This is a genomic window from Mycetocola zhujimingii (genome assembly GCF_003065425.1).
GTDB lineage: Bacteria > Actinomycetota > Actinomycetes > Actinomycetales > Microbacteriaceae > Mycetocola_A > Mycetocola_A zhujimingii.
Genome location: NZ_CP026949.1, coordinates 72,798 through 87,484, shown reverse-complemented (window position 1 = coordinate 87,484; position 14,687 = coordinate 72,798). Strand labels below are relative to the sequence as shown.

Genomic DNA, 14,687 nt, shown 5'->3' with positions numbered 1-14,687 from the left:
CCACGGTGCCAGACTCGTCGCATGGCATCCCGCATCGTCGTTGCTCACGGTTACAACGCCGCTCCTGACCGGCACTGGTTCCCGTGGCTGGTCGAACAGTTCGAACCCGGCGTTGTGAGAGTTGCCACACTGCCGAACCCAACGTCCCCTGAACCGGAACCCTGGGTGAACGCCCTCGCGGCGACGGTCGGCCGGGTCGACGACGAGACGATCCTCATCGGTCACAGCCTCGGCTGCATCACGACGCTGCGTTACCTCGAACGGATGCCTGGACCGTGGCGGTTGCGCGGCCTCATCCTGGTCGCCGGGTTCGTGTCACCGCTGCCGAACCTGCCGCAGCTCGACGCGTTCACCACCCCTCCCATCGACGTGCACTCCCTGGCAGGAAACATCGAGCACCGCCACGTGTTCGGCTCGGACAACGACACAACTGTCGCTCCGAAGTTCACCGCAGAACTCGCCCGCGAACTCGCCGCACCGCTCACCATCGTCCCCGGGGCTGGTCACTTTGTAGACCGTTTAGGCTGCTTCTCCATACCTGAACTGCTTCCCGTGGTCAACGGGATGATGCATTCGCGGGTGCCCTGACACCATCGAAGAACGGCGCTGAATTCCCGCGCTGTTCCACGATCAAGCAGGAAAGGTCACCATGTCGCCCGACCAGCACACCTTCGAAGATCCAAGCAAGAAGTACGCAGACATCGACACCACCGCACAGTCGCAGGACGGACCAGGCCTCGACGCCGACCTCGACCAGAAGGCCGACCGCGGAGAGAAGAGCTACAAGGGCTCGGGCCGGCTCAAGGGCCGGAAGGCGCTCATCACTGGCGCTGACTCCGGAATCGGTGCGGCCGTCGCCATCGCGTTCGCCCGCGAGGGCGCCGACGTCGCCATCGCCTACCTCCCCGAAGAGGAAGAGGATGCCAAGGGTGTCGTCGCACTCATCGAGGAGGCCGGCCGTACCGCCGTTGCCATCCCCGGCGACCTGACCGACGTCAACTACTGCCGTGAGCTCGTCGAGCGGGCAGTCACCGAACTCGGCGGCCTCGACATCCTCGTGAACAACGCGGCGAAACAGCAGCACGTCGAGGACCTCCTCGATCTCACCGACGAGCAGTTCGACGAGACCTTCAAGACCAACGTCTACGCCACGTTCTGGGTCACCAAGGCAGCGCTCAAGCACATGGGTCCCGGCTCAACGATCATCAACACGTCGTCGATCCAGGCCTACCAGCCGTCCGAGAACCTCGTCGACTACGCGACGACCAAGGCATCGATCAACACGTTCTCGAAGGCGCTGGCCCAGCAGCTCGCGCCCAAGGGCATCCGGGTCAATGTCGTCGCGCCCGGCCCGATCTGGACCCCGCTCCAGACCGCAGGCGGCCAGCCGACAGAGGTACTGCCCGACTTCGGTTCCGACACTCCGCTCGGCCGCCCGGGCCAGCCGGCCGAGCTCGCACCCGCCTTCGTCTTCCTGGCGTCGGGCGAGTCGAGCTACGTCTCGGGTGAAACCCTCCACGTCAACGGCGGGATGCCGACGCCGTAACCACAGACGTGCCGCCCACCAGCCGGTGGGCGGCACGTCTGTATGAGGCAGGCATTCGGTTTCGGAAGCGACAGTGCCCATCGGAGCGACAGTGCCAATCGGAGGAACAGTGCCAGAACAGCAGTCCACCGGGCGGGGAGCGTCAATCGACCGCGCCGGCGCACTCGATCGCCAGAACGGCTACGCCGACCTCCGCGGTTACGCCGGCATTGGCGACGGCCGAACCGTCGCGCTCATCGCCCGCGACGGTGACGTCGACTGGTTGCCGATCCCCGCGCTCGACTCGGTCCCGGTTTTCGCCGCACTGCTCGACGCCGAAGACGGCGGACGGATCAGGCTCTCGCCGGTCGAGCCATTCACGACAACCCGCGCGTATGTCTCTGGGACCAACGTGCTGCAGACGACGTTCGAGACGGCATCCGGTGTCGTCCGCGTCACAGACGCGCTCGTCACCGGTGTGGCGGGCCGACTGCCGTGGACCGAGCTGGCCAGGCGGATCGACGGCGTTCGGGGAACAGTCGCCATGACCTGGTCGGTCGAACCCGGTCGCGCTCTCCGGACCGCGATGCCGTGGGTAGACCAGACCGTGCACGGCCCGGTAATCAGGGTCGACGGAGTGATGCTGTCGGTCACGGGCTTCGAATACGGACCGAACGAGCCTGGCACCCACAGCCTCGACGGAGCGTTCACCACGAGCCAGGGCTCACGCCACCTGTTTGCGGTCTCCGGGACGTCACGCGAACCGGTCCACCCGCCGAACCCGAGGAACGTCGACCGGGGCATCGACCGCACAGTGGAGAACTGGCGGGCATGGTCCCGCGAGTTCTCCTGGGAGGGGCCGTGGTCGGATGCCGTCGAGCGCAGCGCTCTCGCGCTCAAGCTCCTCATTCACAGCCCGACCGGCGCCATCGCCGCCGCGGCGACGACGAGCCTTCCCGAGACGATCAACGGCGGCAAGAACTGGGATTATCGGTTCGCCTGGGTTCGAGACGTGGCCTACACGCTGCAGGCCATGATCCGCTTCGGCCTCCGCGAGGAGAGCCAGGCCGCCGTGTCGTGGATGCTCACCACCATCCGCAAGCACGGCCCAGAGCTCGAGATCTTCTATACCCTCGATGGCCGGATTCCCGATGACATCGTCCACACCCAGGCGCCGGGCTGGCGCGAACTGGGCCCTGTCGTCTGCGGCAACGATGCCAAACACCAATTGCAGCTCGGCCCATACGGTGACCTCTTCGACGTCATGCGCAGCTACGTCGACGCGGGCAATATCCTCGACGCCGAGACCGGGCGATCGCTCGCTGCGGTTGCCGACCAGGCCTGCGACGACTGGCAAAAGCCCGATTCAGGCATCTGGGAACTCGAGGAAGCACGACACTACACAACCTCGAAGCTCGGCTGCTGGCAGGCGCTCTCGAGCGCCGTTCACCTGGCCGGCCTTGGACAAATCCCGGGCGATCCGGCGCGCTGGGAGGGTGAACGCGACAGAATCGCCGAGTGGGTGAACGAGAACTGCTGGTCGGAAGACCGGCAGGCGTACACGATGTATCCCGGCTCCGACGAGCTGGACGCGTCGATCCTGCTCCACGCACCGAGCGGATTCGATCGGGGCGAGCGGATGTCACTGACCATCGACGCGATCACCGCAGAGCTGGGCAGCGGTCCGCTCGTCTACCGGTACTCGGGTATGCGGGAAGAGGAGGCCACCTTCGTCGCGTGCGCCTTCTGGCGCGCGGGGGCGCTGGCCTGCGTCGGCAGGATGGACGAGGCGAAATCCCTCATGGACGAGCTCGTTGAGCTGTCGAACGATGTCGGAATGTACTCCGAGATGATCGAGACCGGCACCCTGGACTTTGCGGGCAACCTGCCGCAAGGGCTCAGTCACCTGTCGCTGATCTATACCGCCATCCTGATCAGCGAGCTCGACGGCTGAGGTTCGTAAGCATCAACCGGTCGGTTGACCTGTGAATCAGCCGAGCCACCACTGTTGCGGGGATGATTACGGCGCGATCCTGTAGTCATGACATTTTCGACGAGCCTGCCACAGGCATCCGCAGAACCGTCGGGCCCGCCCGTCGTCGAGGTTCGGAACCTCGTGAAGCGCTACCCCGCACATACCGCTGTCAACGGCGTCAGCTTCGACATTCAGCGCGGGGAGACCTTTGCCCTGCTCGGACCGAACGGCGCGGGCAAGTCGACCACCATCGAAATTCTCGAGGGATACCGCGACCGAACCAGCGGTGAGGTGCGCGTACTCGGCATCGACCCGCAGAAGGGCGACCTGGCCTGGAAGGCCCAGCTGGGCATCGTGCTGCAGTCGAGTGCTGAGGCAGCACACGTCACGGTGCGTGAACAGGTGGAGCAGTTCGCGGCTTACTACCCGTCGCCGCGGGACGTCGACGAGGTCATCGCTGCCGTGGGCCTCACCGACAAGGCGAAGACCCGCATCGGCAAGCTCTCCGGGGGCCAGCGCCGCCGGGTCGATGTCGCACTCGGTGTCATCGGTCGCCCTCAGCTGCTCTTCCTCGACGAGCCAACGACGGGCTTCGACCCCGAAGCGCGCCGTCACTTCTGGGAGCTGATCAGGTCACTCAAAGCCGAAGGCACCACGATCCTGCTCACCACCCACTACCTCGACGAGGCAGCCCAGCTCGCCGATCGCGTGGCCGTGATCGCCGCAGGACGACTCGTCGAGATCGGCACGGTCGGCTCGATCGGCGGCGCGGACGCCCGCATACCGGTCGTCCGCTGGCGCGACGGGACCGGGCTCCACGAGGAGCGAACCACAGAGCCTGCCGCGTTTGTCACGGCGCTGACCGAACGTACGGGAGGCGAGCCCCAGGGCCTCGAGGTGATCCGGCCGAGCCTCGAAGACATCTACCTCGGCCTCGTCGCAACGGCCAACGCCGAGTCAACGGAACAGGCCGAACCGACAGGAGCAGCGCATGTCTGAATCAACCCTCACGAGGCCGACTGTCGCGAACCCGGTCCCCGCGCTTCCGCCGGGGCGAGGCATCCGCCTCGGCATCAAGCGCATCGGATACGAGGTCAAAACCTACTTCCGGGTCGGCGACCAGGTGTTCTTCACCTTCCTGTTTCCCGTGGTGATGCTGTCGATCTTCGCGACAGCCTTCAGCACGTCAGGAAAGATCGGGACGAACCCCGACGGCAGCGGCGGCATCACGCAGGGCGCTTACTACCTGCCAGGAATGATCGCAGCGGGCATCCTGCTCTCGGGAGTACAGAACCTCGCGACCGACATCGCGACCGAGAAGAGCGACGGAACGCTCAAGCGACTCGGCGGGTCTCCGCTGCCGGTGATCAGCTACTTCATCGGCAAGATGGGGCAGGTCTTCGTCACGTCACTCGCGCAGATCGTGCTGCTGCTCCTGGTCGCTCGCGTCGTCTTCTCGATCGACCTGCCGACCGAACCCGAACTTTGGGCGCGCTTCGCCTGGCTGTACCTGCTCGGCATCATCACGTCGGCCGTCCTCGGCATTGCACTCTCGGCTGTGCCGCGAACCGGCAAGAGCGCGACGGCCGTCGTCATCCCCATCGTGCTCGTCCTGCAGTTCATCTCCGGTGTCTACCTCATGTTCACGATGCTGCCTGAGTGGTTGCAGAACATCGCGAGCGTGTTCCCGCTCAAGTGGCTCGCCCAGGGCATGCGCTCGGTGTTTCTGCCGGAGAGCTTCGCTGATCTCGAGCAAAACGGCAGCTGGGAACTCGACTGGGTTGCGATCATCATGCTGATCTGGTGCGTCGTCGGGCTCCTGCTCTGCCGGTTTACGTTCCGCTGGATCCGTAAGGACAGCTGAGCCCGACCCGGACGCCGGGATCACGCTCGCGGGCCGTCTCCATTGTGGAGGCGGCTCCGGGCACACGAACGCCACGTCAACAGCCCCTGTCGCGATGCGAGAGAGTAGTCCAGTGAACAATCCGAAGTGGTGGGATATCGCGGTTGCCGCCACCGCGGTCATTGTGGGGATCACCGTCGTGTACACCACCGACGGCTTCCACGGGTGGGCCGCACTGGCCTCGCTCGCACTGCTGTGCGCCGCGTACTACGTCTTCGGCCGTCGACTCGTCGGCGCCGGCCACCGCGGACGGCCGACACCGACACTGGCGCCCAGCCTCGCTTTTCAGGCGCTGCTCGCCGTCATCGTCGGGGTCGGTGCCGCGTTCGAACCCAACGTCATCACCGCACAGACCATCGCGTTTCCGCTGATCTGGGTGGTGTCGCTGACCACGAAGCAGGCGGTTCTCGCCAACGTCGGCGCCGCTATCGTCATGACGACAGGCTTCGGCATCGGTCTCGGCGGTGGGGTGGATGGGCTGGTCCAGACCCTCTTCGTCGGCGGCCTCTCGCTCGCGTTCAGCCTCGCACTCGGACTCTGGATCACGAGCATCGCGAGCTACGGCGACGAGCGCCAGCGACTGCTCGCGGAACTCCAGTCGGCACAGGGCGAACTCGAACTGCTGCACCGGGATGCCGGGGGCACGGCCGAGCGTGAACGCATCGCCCGTGACATCCACGACACCATCGCGCAGAGCCTCACGAGCATCGTCATGCTCGCCCAGCGGGCGCGCCGCGAGCAGCCCGCCCAGGAGTCGACCCTCGAGCTCATCGAGTCCACCGCCCGCGACGCACTCAGCGAGGCGCGAGCGCTCGTGGCGACCAACGCCGGCCTTCCCGCGAGCGACGCCTCACTCGCCGTCACCCTCGCTCGCCTCGGCGAGCGCTTCTCGCGCGAAACCGGTGTCACCGTCACCACCGACGTCGACCTCGGCGAACTCCCCCGCGACATCGAGGTCGTGCTGCTGCGGTGCGCCCAGGAGGGCCTCGCCAACGTTCGGAAGCACGCGCACGCGCGAACAGCATCCGTCACCGTGCTCCAGGAGAACGACGGCGTCAGCCTGCGGGTCAGCGATGACGGTCGGGGCCTCGACGGTTACCAGCCAGACGGCGAACGCGGCTTCGGGCTCAGCGGCATGCAGGACCGGGTCGGGCTCGTCGGCGGATCGCTCGTCGTGACAGATGCCGGAACAGCGGCGGGCACGCAACTCACCGTCACCATCCCCCTCGCGAAGGAAAGAACCGCATGAGCGATGCTCCGATCAGGGTCGTCGTTGCCGACGACCACCCCATCGTGCGATCGGGGATCTCGTCGCTGCTCTCCCTCGCCGATGACATTGAGGTCGTCGGCGAGGCGGCGAGCGGCGCCGAAGCGGTCGCGCTGGCCGTGGAGCTCGAACCCGACCTCGTGTTGATGGACCTGCGGATGCCCGTCGCGAGCGGTCCGGAGGTGGACGGCGCCGCGGCGACCGCGCAGATCGTGTCTACGCTGCCGGCCACTCGGGTGCTGATTCTCACCACCTACGAATCGGACGACCACATCCTCGGCGCAATCGAGGCCGGCGCGAGCGGTTACCTGCTCAAGGCCGCGCCGGAGGGCGAGATCATCGCCGGGGTGCGCTCGGTGGTCGGCGGCCAGACCGTGCTCGCCCCCGCCATTGCGGCCAAGCTTGTCGACAGAATGCGACAGGGAGCCGCGCCTGCCGGTCCCAGGCTCAGCCCGAGAGAACTCGAGGTGCTCAGGCTCGTTGCGGCTGGGCACAGCAACCCGTCGATCGCGAAACAGCTGTTCATCAGCGAGGCAACCGTGAAGACCCACCTCATCCATGTCTTCGAGAAGCTGGGCGTTTCAGACCGCACCCGCGCCGTGACGCTCGCCCTGGAGCTCGGGCTGCTCTGAACGCGGGCGCCGAGAACCAGACACTGGCCGACCGAACCTGCGCTGGTTAGCATGAGGCATGCGCGCGACCGAGTTCACCCGACCTATCCAGACCGAGCGGCTCACCCTGCGGATGCCCATCCTGGACGACATCGATCCGATCCATGCGTTCCAGTCCCGTGAGGATGTCTGCACGTATCTTCTCTACGAACCGCGCGACCGTGCCACCATCGAAGAGAAGATCACCGAGGCGGCGACCAAATCGCGGCTGGAGAATTCGGGCGACTGGATTCAGCCCACCATCGAGCGACGGGACGACCAGCAGGTCATCGGCCTGATCTACCTGAACATCGACAGCGCCGAGCACCAGAGTGTCGAGGTCGGCTGGATCCTGCACCCCGACTACTCGGGCCAGGGCTACGCGACGGAGGCGGCGAGCGCCGCCGTCGACTTCGCCTTCGGCACAATGGGTGCCCACCGGGTGATCGCGAAGCTCGACCCAGCCAACGACGCGTCGGTGCGCCTGTGCCGCCGACTCGGCATGCGCAAGGAGGCACACTACCTGGAAGACATCTGGGTCAAGGGCGAGTGGGGCGACACGGGCGTCTACGCCATGCTCGACCGGGAATGGTCAGCCACGGATCGCTGACCCGCGTGCCGTGAACGAGCGAACCGGAACCGTTTCGGCTGACCCAGCTCGCCGCTGGGAAGGCAGTTCGCTGCCTTCCCAGCGGGGTTTGTGATGATGAACCAATGACGTCAGCAACACGCACTCCGGTGCAGAGAGCCGGTGCGCGCCTCAAAGCGTGGGTAAGCGACCCCAGGTTCCTGCTCGCCGTGAAGACCTCGATCGCTGTCGCCATCGCCTGGTTGATCGCTCCCCTGGTACCGGGGGTCGCGGAAGAATACCCGTACTACGCGCCGCTCGGGGCGCTGATCAGCATGTACCCGACGCTCATGAGCTCACTGAGGACGAGCATCGAGACGCTTGCGTCGCTCGCCATCGGCATCCTGCTCGCCGCCATCGTACTCATCGTTGCGGCACCGAATGTCGTCACGATCTCGCTCGTGATCGGCGCAGGTGTGCTCATCGCCGGCAGCAAGTGGCTGACGACCGGCGGCGATTACGTTCCCGTTGCCGCGCTGTTCGTGCTCATCGTCGGTGGCCCGAACGCTGATTCTTACTCGATCGGCTACATCGTCCAGATGAGCGTCGGGGTAGCCGTCGGCCTGCTCGTGAACTTCCTCATCCTGCCACCGCTCAACTTCAACGGCGCCGTCGTCAAGCTCGCCCAGTTCCGCAGCCTGCTCGCGAAGCACCTCGAGGAGGTCGGTGATGCCCTCGTCGAGAACTGGCCCCCAGAGCACGAGGGGTGGGCGAGCCGCAGTAATACTCTCGCGGAGACGGCAACCGCCGTTCGTGTGGCCGTCGGTAAGGCCGACGAGAGCAGGAGGGGCAACCCCCGTGCGCGCCGCCACAAACGGAACCTCGACGACGACTACCGCGACCTCGCCGACCTCGAGCGCATTACCTTCCACGTGCGCGACCTCACCGAGGTGCTCGCCGCCGCGATCTGGGATGCTCCGTTCCACTCCGAGGTCCCTGAACGGCTGCGAGAGCCGCTGTCCGAGGCGCTCCATGCCGTCGCGGACCCCCTCAAGAAGCGGAACTCCGACCGTGATGTGGCGGATGCCGTCGAGGCGGCACGCGGGGCGGTCGACGCGCTCACCGCTCGAATCGACCAGCAGACCGATAGCGCACCATCGGCGCTCACGCCCGTTGCCGCTGTTGCGATGGACCTCAACCGGATCCTCGCGGTGATGGTGCAGGACGGCGAGCGGGCCTAGAGCGCGCGGTCAGTGCGGCGCTGGGCCCGTCGTGTCGCCCGCCTGGAATCGCACGTCGAAGGCAACGGGGTCCGCGGACCGACCGGCGAGCAGCTCGACGACGGCCCTTCCCGCGGCCGCACCCTTGCCCTGTGACGGCTGCCAGATCGTTGTGAGCCGTCGTTCGAGTCCGTCAACCCGGATGCCGTCGAAGCCCACAACGCTGAGATCGTCCGGCACGCGAAGACCGAGTTCCTCTGCAGCCGCGATCACTCCGGCCGCGAGCACGTCACTCTGGGCGATGATCGCGGTCGGGCGTTCCCCCGGGTCGACATCGAGCAGAACAAGAGCCGCTTGACGCCCGGCGTCGCTGCGACTGCCACCGGCGGTCATCCCTGAGACACCCGGATAGACATCGCGGGCGCCGGCGATCCGCTCGACGGTCGTCGTGACGGTGGCCCGTGCCTCGCGCTCAGGAGAGAGCGGGGCCGGCGTGGAATCCCGGTCGAGGCCGAGGGTGACCAGGGCAACCCTCGAATGACCGAGGTCCTTGAGGTGCTGTGCCAGCTGCCGTGACCCACCCCGGTTATCGACGCTCACGGTGAGGACGCCATTGTCGCCGGGCCCCTCGATTTGAACGATGGGAATGTTGCGGCGACGGAGCACATCGAGCGTCTCGACGGCATCCGCATTGCACCCGACGAGAACAACGGCGTCGACCGGTGCCGTTGTCACGCTGACCACACCCTCACCGAGGTCCGGCATCAGGAGGAGACCGGCACCGATGCTCGAAATTTCCTCGGCGAGGCCGTCGAGCGTCTGGATCAGAACCGGGTCACGAAAGGAGACACCGATTCGCGCCGGAATGAGAGCGCCGACGATGCCGCTTCTGCCGCGGCGCAGTGACTGGGCGAGCGGGTCAGGCCCGCCGTAGTGCAGCTCGCGGGCGGCGGTCAGCACCTTCTCCCGCGTGGCATCCGATACCGGTCCCTGACCGCTGAAGGCGAGCGACGCCGTCGAGGGCGACACCCCGGCACGCGCGGCGACAGCGGCGAGCGTCGGGCGCCCACCGTGTGGAACCGAAGCGGATGCCGCTGGCTGGTTGGTCATTCGTCCTCGCGATCGCCGGTCTGATCGGTGGGCACTGCGGCCTTGACCGGGCGGTGTTGTCTGCGGTTAGCTTAGGCGAAGCGGCAGATCGAATCGATTCGATTCCCGGGTTCTCCCGCTTCCTCGCTTGAACACACACTCCTCCTGGAACTCCATGTCTCCCCACGCACCAGCCCTTCGCCCGCGCACTGAACTCGTTGCCTGGCGCAACGCGATCTTTGTAATCTTCACGCTGTCCGGCTTGAGCATTGCCACCTGGGCGGCCCGGTTGCCGGAGATCAAGCAGAACCTCGACGTCACAACCGGATCGATCGGCATCCTGATCCTCGGGATGAGTGCCGGCTCGATCCTCGGGCTGATGGCCTCAGCGTGGCTGATGGCCCGCTTCGGCGCCCGCACCGGAATGGTGTTCTCCCTCGGCTGCGTCGCGATCGGCCTCGCGATTATCGGCATCGGTGCTGGGGTGGTGTTCTCACCGGTGCTCGTCTTCATCGGACTTGCGCTGTTCGGCTTCGGTAACGGCAGCGTCGACGTGATGATGAACGTCGAGGGTGCCGCGGCCGAAACCGAACTCGGCAAGACCGTGCTGCCGCTCATGCACGCGTTCTTCAGCGTCGGAACCGTGATCGGGGCCGGCATCGGCGCAGCGGCATCCGCCCTCGGAATCGGGGTGGTCTGGCACGCTGCCGCCATGGCGGTTATCGTCGCTCTCGCCGTTGTGATCGCTGTGAGGTACGTACCCGTTCGCGAGGACCTCGGAGACTCTGCCCAGGCGCACTCCCACAAGCAGGACTGGAAGGCCAGGCTGCGGTCGAGCCTCGCGGTCTGGGCCGATCTGCGGCTCATCCTCATCGGCGTCATCATGCTGGGCATGGCCTTCGCGGAGGGAAGCGCGAACGACTGGCTCGCCCTGGCCAGCGTGGAGGGCCACGGTCTGACGGAGCCCACCGGAGCGCTCGTCTTCGGCGTTTTCGTGTCGGCGATGACGGTCGGTCGGGTGGCGGGAGGCCCGCTCATCGATCGCTTCGGACGCGTGCGGGTGCTGCAGGTCTCTGCCGTCTCTGCGGTGGTCGGCCTGCTCGCCTTCATTCTCGGAGCTGACCTGTGGATCGTCATCGGTGGCACCATTCTCTGGGGCCTCGGCAGCGCTCTTGGCTTCCCACTGGGGATGTCAGCGGCAGCGGAGGGCGCCAACGCGGCGGCGCGGGTCAGCGCCGTCGCCATGATCGGGTACCTCGCGTTCCTCGTCGGACCGCCGCTCATCGGCCTGCTCGGCGATCAGGTCGGACTGCTCAACGCGCTCTTCGTTGTACTGGTGCTCGTCGTGCTCTCCGGGCTCGCCTCGCCCGCGGCGCGCGAGCGGAAAGCTGAGCCGGCGGCACCGGTACCTTCCGCCTGAGAATCGGATTGGTTTGTCGACGGTGCGGGTTTTCCTGCGGAGGCCCGACACTCGAGACTGACGAGCGCACAAAGCGGCCTCCGGGCCGGGCTACACTTCTCGAGTGCGTTTGGTGATTGCGAAGTGTTCCGTTGACTATGCCGGACGACTCTCGGCGCATCTTCCGCTCGCCACCCGCCTGCTCATGGTGAAGAGCGACGGCAGCCTCCTCGTCCACTCAGACGGCGGCAGCTACAAGCCACTCAACTGGATGAGCCCTCCGTGCACCCTCGCCATCGGAGAGCCGGATTCTGACCAGGCGGATGCCGGCGTGACGGAGACCTGGAAGGTCACCCACGCGAAAACGGGCGACATGCTCATCGTCTCGATCTACGAGGTGCTGCACGATTCGGCGCACGAACTCGGCATCGACCCCGGCCTGCAGAAAGACGGCGTTGAGGCCCACCTGCAGAAGCTCCTCGCCGAGCAGATTGAGCTCCTCGGCGACGGCCACACCCTCGTCCGCCGCGAGTACATGACAGCCATCGGCCCCGTCGACATCCTCGCGCGCGACGAGAATGGCGCGTCTGTCGCCGTCGAGCTCAAGCGCCGCGGCGACATCGACGGTGTCGAGCAGCTCACCCGTTACCTCGAACTGATGAACCGCGACCCGCACCTCGCCCCGGTTTCGGGCGTCTTTGCCGCGCAGGAGATCAAGCCGCAGGCACGCACGCTCGCCGAAGACCGTGGCATCCGCTGCCTCGTTCTCGACTACGACGCGATGCGCGGGCTCGACAACGCCGACGGACGCCTGTTCTGACCTTTCGCTCCACTGAGCTCTCGTTCCATTAGCCGAGCTGGCCCGCCCGGCGTGAACGACGCACTACGAGCAATATTCCGAGTGCCAGGAGTACCGCCCCGGCGCCGAGTGCCGGAGCGATATCCGCGCCGCTCTGCGAGAGTGCAGCAGGGCTGTTCGCCAGCACCGTGATGTCTACCCAGCCGATCACCGCGCCGTCAGCGTCCTGAACCGCGAGCCGGTGCGCGCCGGGAGCGATTCCGGCCGGGAGCGTGGCCGAGATGTCACCGGCAGCGGATGCGAGCTTCCAGCCGCCGAGACTCACGGGACTCGAGTAGACGAAAGCAGCCACGTAACGGTTGCGGTTGCGCTCATCCACCGTGATCGTGAAGGTCTGGCCTGTCGCGAGGGTGTTATCGCTCACGCTGATCCCGCCTCGGAGGGACGAAGCCAGGCTCGGCTCGCCCGCGGCGACCGGCGCCTCGGCCGGCGGCACGGGTGCAGCGGTCGGCGGCGCAGGCGCCTCGGTCGGCGGCTCTGTTACGTCGACCGGGGGCACGGGAGCGTCAACCGGAGGCACGGGAGCCTCGACCAGGCCCGCGGCCCGGAAGTGCGCCGAGTGCGACCCGAAGGAGTCGGCGATGTGCGGCATCCAGCAGGCGTCGTTATGGCGCCCCTCCGGGTACACCTCCCAGGTATGCGGAACGCCCTTCGACGTCAGCACCCCGGCAAGGCTGCGCGCCCCCTCATCGAAGCGATACTCGTCGAACTCGCACGCGTCGAAGTAGAGGCTGTAGTGCGTCAACTGCTCCGCCGTCATCGCGGTGGCGAGGGCCACCGGGGTCTGGCCGACCGGGGTGTAGTTCACCGAACCGATGTGGGTGGCAATCGAGCTGAACAGCTCGGGGTTCTGCAGGCCGATCGAGAAGGCGCCGAAACCGCCCATCGATACGCCGCTGAGAGCCCGGTAGCTCGGGTCGTCGAGAGTGTTGAATTCCGCCTCAACCAGCGGCATCATCTCCTGCAGGAACATGCTGCGCCAGGGAGAGCTCTCGGTGTCCGAGTACCAGAGGGATTCACCATCGGGCATGATCACGATCGACTCGGCCAGGCCACCCGTCGTGTACAGCTCGTCGAGCCTGGCGTCGAAGTCGCGTGGCTCCCACTCCTTGCTCCCGCCGTTGACCCCGTGCAGCAGGTAGACCACCGGGAAGTCGCGCGTGGGCTGGGTGTAGTACGACGGCGGAAGATAGACCTGGAACGCGCGGCGCTTGCCCTCGAGGGCGGAGTCGACGAAGTCGGAGAAGAAGCGGGAGTTGTTGCCGCCCTCAAGGTTCGTCGTCGCATCGATTTCGAGGAACTGCTGAGTCTTCGGCTGGAACTCGAAAGCTGCTCCCCCGCGGGTGCCGGAGATGGTGCGGTTGGTGTCGACCACCAGTACACCGTTGCGCACCAGCACTTCCACCTCGCTGTCGACCAGGTTCAGCGTGCCCGACTGGGCGAGCCAGCCGCGCAATTCAGCCGCGCGGCGCGTGGTGTCGCGGCCGTCGTGGTTGTAGTCGGTGGCGAGGGTGGCCAGGTAGGCGTCCACGTCCCCGGCCGCGAGGGCCGCCTTCTGGGTGGCGAGCACCCGGGAGACCGCGGCGACCTGATCGGCGCTCGCGGGCTCGCCAACGATGCCGTAGACGTTCTCGCGCACGGCATCCTTCGAGTAGATGCCGACGGGGCCCTGGTACCAGCCACCGCCGCCGCTCATGTCGTGGAGCCGCACAGCAATCGTGTTCTCGCCACCGAAGACCGGGGCCGAGGCCGGGATCGGGTACAACCGCTTCTCGAACCATTGGCTCTTCGCGTTCGGGGGCATGACTCCGGTGGCGCCGATCTTCACACCGTTCAGGAAGGCCTCGTCCACATCGTCGAGGAAACCAAGAGACGCCACGAGATTGGCGCCGCTCGCCTCGGCCGGGAGGTCGAAGCTGAGGCGGTACCAGCCGAAGCCGTCGTAATCGGCAAAGGGGGTGCCGTCGCCCGGCACAGTGATCGGCGTCCACGCACTGTCGTCGAAGCCAGGGTCGGCGTACGCGGGATCGTCGCCGGTCGTGAACTGCCAGTCGCCCGCAAGGTCGATCGATACGGTTTGATCTGTCGGGGCCGCGGCCGCGGGTGCGGCTGTGAGTGCGACACTCGCGGAGGCGACGAGAACCCCGGCGGTGAGCACGGCGGTCATCCTGCGCGCGGTAAGGGTAAGTGTTGTCATTTCTCCAACTTCATTGGGGGAGCAACGGGGTTCGG

At 66.6% G+C, this 14,687-nt stretch carries 13 protein-coding genes; 11 read left to right on the top strand and 2 right to left on the bottom strand.

Features of this window, described 5'->3' with window-relative positions; translation table 11 throughout:
* Window positions 1-21: 21 nt before the first annotated feature.
* The 9 genes from C3E77_RS00420 (at window position 22) to C3E77_RS00380 (ending at window position 9,129) form a co-directional block, all read left to right on the top strand.
* A complete protein-coding gene (locus C3E77_RS00420) occupies window positions 22-588 on the top strand; it encodes an RBBP9/YdeN family alpha/beta hydrolase (protein WP_108389848.1) in 567 nt (188 codons plus the stop codon).
* Window positions 589-649: 61 nt separating this feature from the next.
* Window positions 650-1,546 carry a glucose 1-dehydrogenase gene (locus tag C3E77_RS00415; protein ID WP_108389847.1) on the top strand — a complete coding sequence of 299 codons (897 nt, stop codon included), beginning with the start codon at window positions 650-652 and terminating at the stop codon, window positions 1,544-1,546.
* A 109-nt stretch (window positions 1,547-1,655) separates the two neighbouring features.
* Entirely contained in the window at window positions 1,656-3,479 is a 1,824-nt protein-coding gene (locus C3E77_RS00410; RefSeq protein ID WP_418288049.1) for a glycoside hydrolase family 15 protein, read from the top strand.
* Between the two features lie 87 nt (window positions 3,480-3,566).
* The gene (locus C3E77_RS00405; RefSeq protein WP_108389846.1) at window positions 3,567-4,499 is read left to right on the top strand and encodes an ABC transporter ATP-binding protein; all 933 of its coding nucleotides are present in this window, start codon (window positions 3,567-3,569) and stop codon (window positions 4,497-4,499) included.
* Window positions 4,492-5,364 carry an ABC transporter permease gene (locus C3E77_RS00400; RefSeq protein ID WP_108389845.1) on the top strand — a complete coding sequence of 291 codons (873 nt, stop codon included), beginning with the start codon at window positions 4,492-4,494 and terminating at the stop codon, window positions 5,362-5,364. Before C3E77_RS00405 ends, C3E77_RS00400 begins: the two co-directional genes overlap by 8 nt.
* A 112-nt stretch (window positions 5,365-5,476) precedes the next feature.
* Complete coding sequence (locus tag C3E77_RS00395; RefSeq protein WP_162924863.1) at window positions 5,477-6,652, top strand: sensor histidine kinase; 1,176 nt, start codon at window positions 5,477-5,479, stop codon at window positions 6,650-6,652.
* A complete protein-coding gene (locus C3E77_RS00390; protein WP_108389843.1) occupies window positions 6,649-7,302 on the top strand; it encodes a response regulator in 654 nt (217 codons plus the stop codon). Before C3E77_RS00395 ends, C3E77_RS00390 begins: the two co-directional genes overlap by 4 nt.
* A gap of 58 nt (window positions 7,303-7,360) precedes the next feature.
* Window positions 7,361-7,930, top strand: coding sequence for a GNAT family N-acetyltransferase (locus tag C3E77_RS00385; protein ID WP_108389842.1), 570 nt, complete (start codon window positions 7,361-7,363; stop codon window positions 7,928-7,930).
* Between the two features lie 104 nt (window positions 7,931-8,034).
* The gene (locus tag C3E77_RS00380) at window positions 8,035-9,129 is read left to right on the top strand and encodes an FUSC family protein (protein WP_108389841.1); all 1,095 of its coding nucleotides are present in this window, start codon (window positions 8,035-8,037) and stop codon (window positions 9,127-9,129) included.
* Window positions 9,130-9,138: 9 nt separating this feature from the next.
* Here the strand turns inward: C3E77_RS00380 and C3E77_RS00375 are convergent, their stop codons facing one another.
* Window positions 9,139-10,218: a LacI family DNA-binding transcriptional regulator gene (locus C3E77_RS00375; RefSeq protein WP_108389840.1), complete on the bottom strand. Its 1,080-nt coding sequence runs from the start codon at window positions 10,216-10,218 to the stop codon at window positions 9,139-9,141.
* Between the two features lie 154 nt (window positions 10,219-10,372).
* On the opposite strand from C3E77_RS00375, the gene C3E77_RS00370 reads away from it, so the two are divergent.
* Complete coding sequence (locus tag C3E77_RS00370) at window positions 10,373-11,617, top strand: MFS transporter (RefSeq protein ID WP_108389839.1); 1,245 nt, start codon at window positions 10,373-10,375, stop codon at window positions 11,615-11,617.
* A 103-nt stretch (window positions 11,618-11,720) separates the two neighbouring features.
* Window positions 11,721-12,416 carry an endonuclease NucS gene (nucS, locus tag C3E77_RS00365; protein WP_108389838.1) on the top strand — a complete coding sequence of 232 codons (696 nt, stop codon included), beginning with the start codon at window positions 11,721-11,723 and terminating at the stop codon, window positions 12,414-12,416.
* 28 nt (window positions 12,417-12,444) lie between these two features.
* On the opposite strand, the gene C3E77_RS00360 is transcribed toward nucS, so the two are convergent.
* Window positions 12,445-14,652: an alpha/beta hydrolase-fold protein gene (locus tag C3E77_RS00360; RefSeq protein ID WP_108389837.1), complete on the bottom strand. Its 2,208-nt coding sequence runs from the start codon at window positions 14,650-14,652 to the stop codon at window positions 12,445-12,447.
* Between the last annotated feature and the right edge of the window lie 35 nt (window positions 14,653-14,687).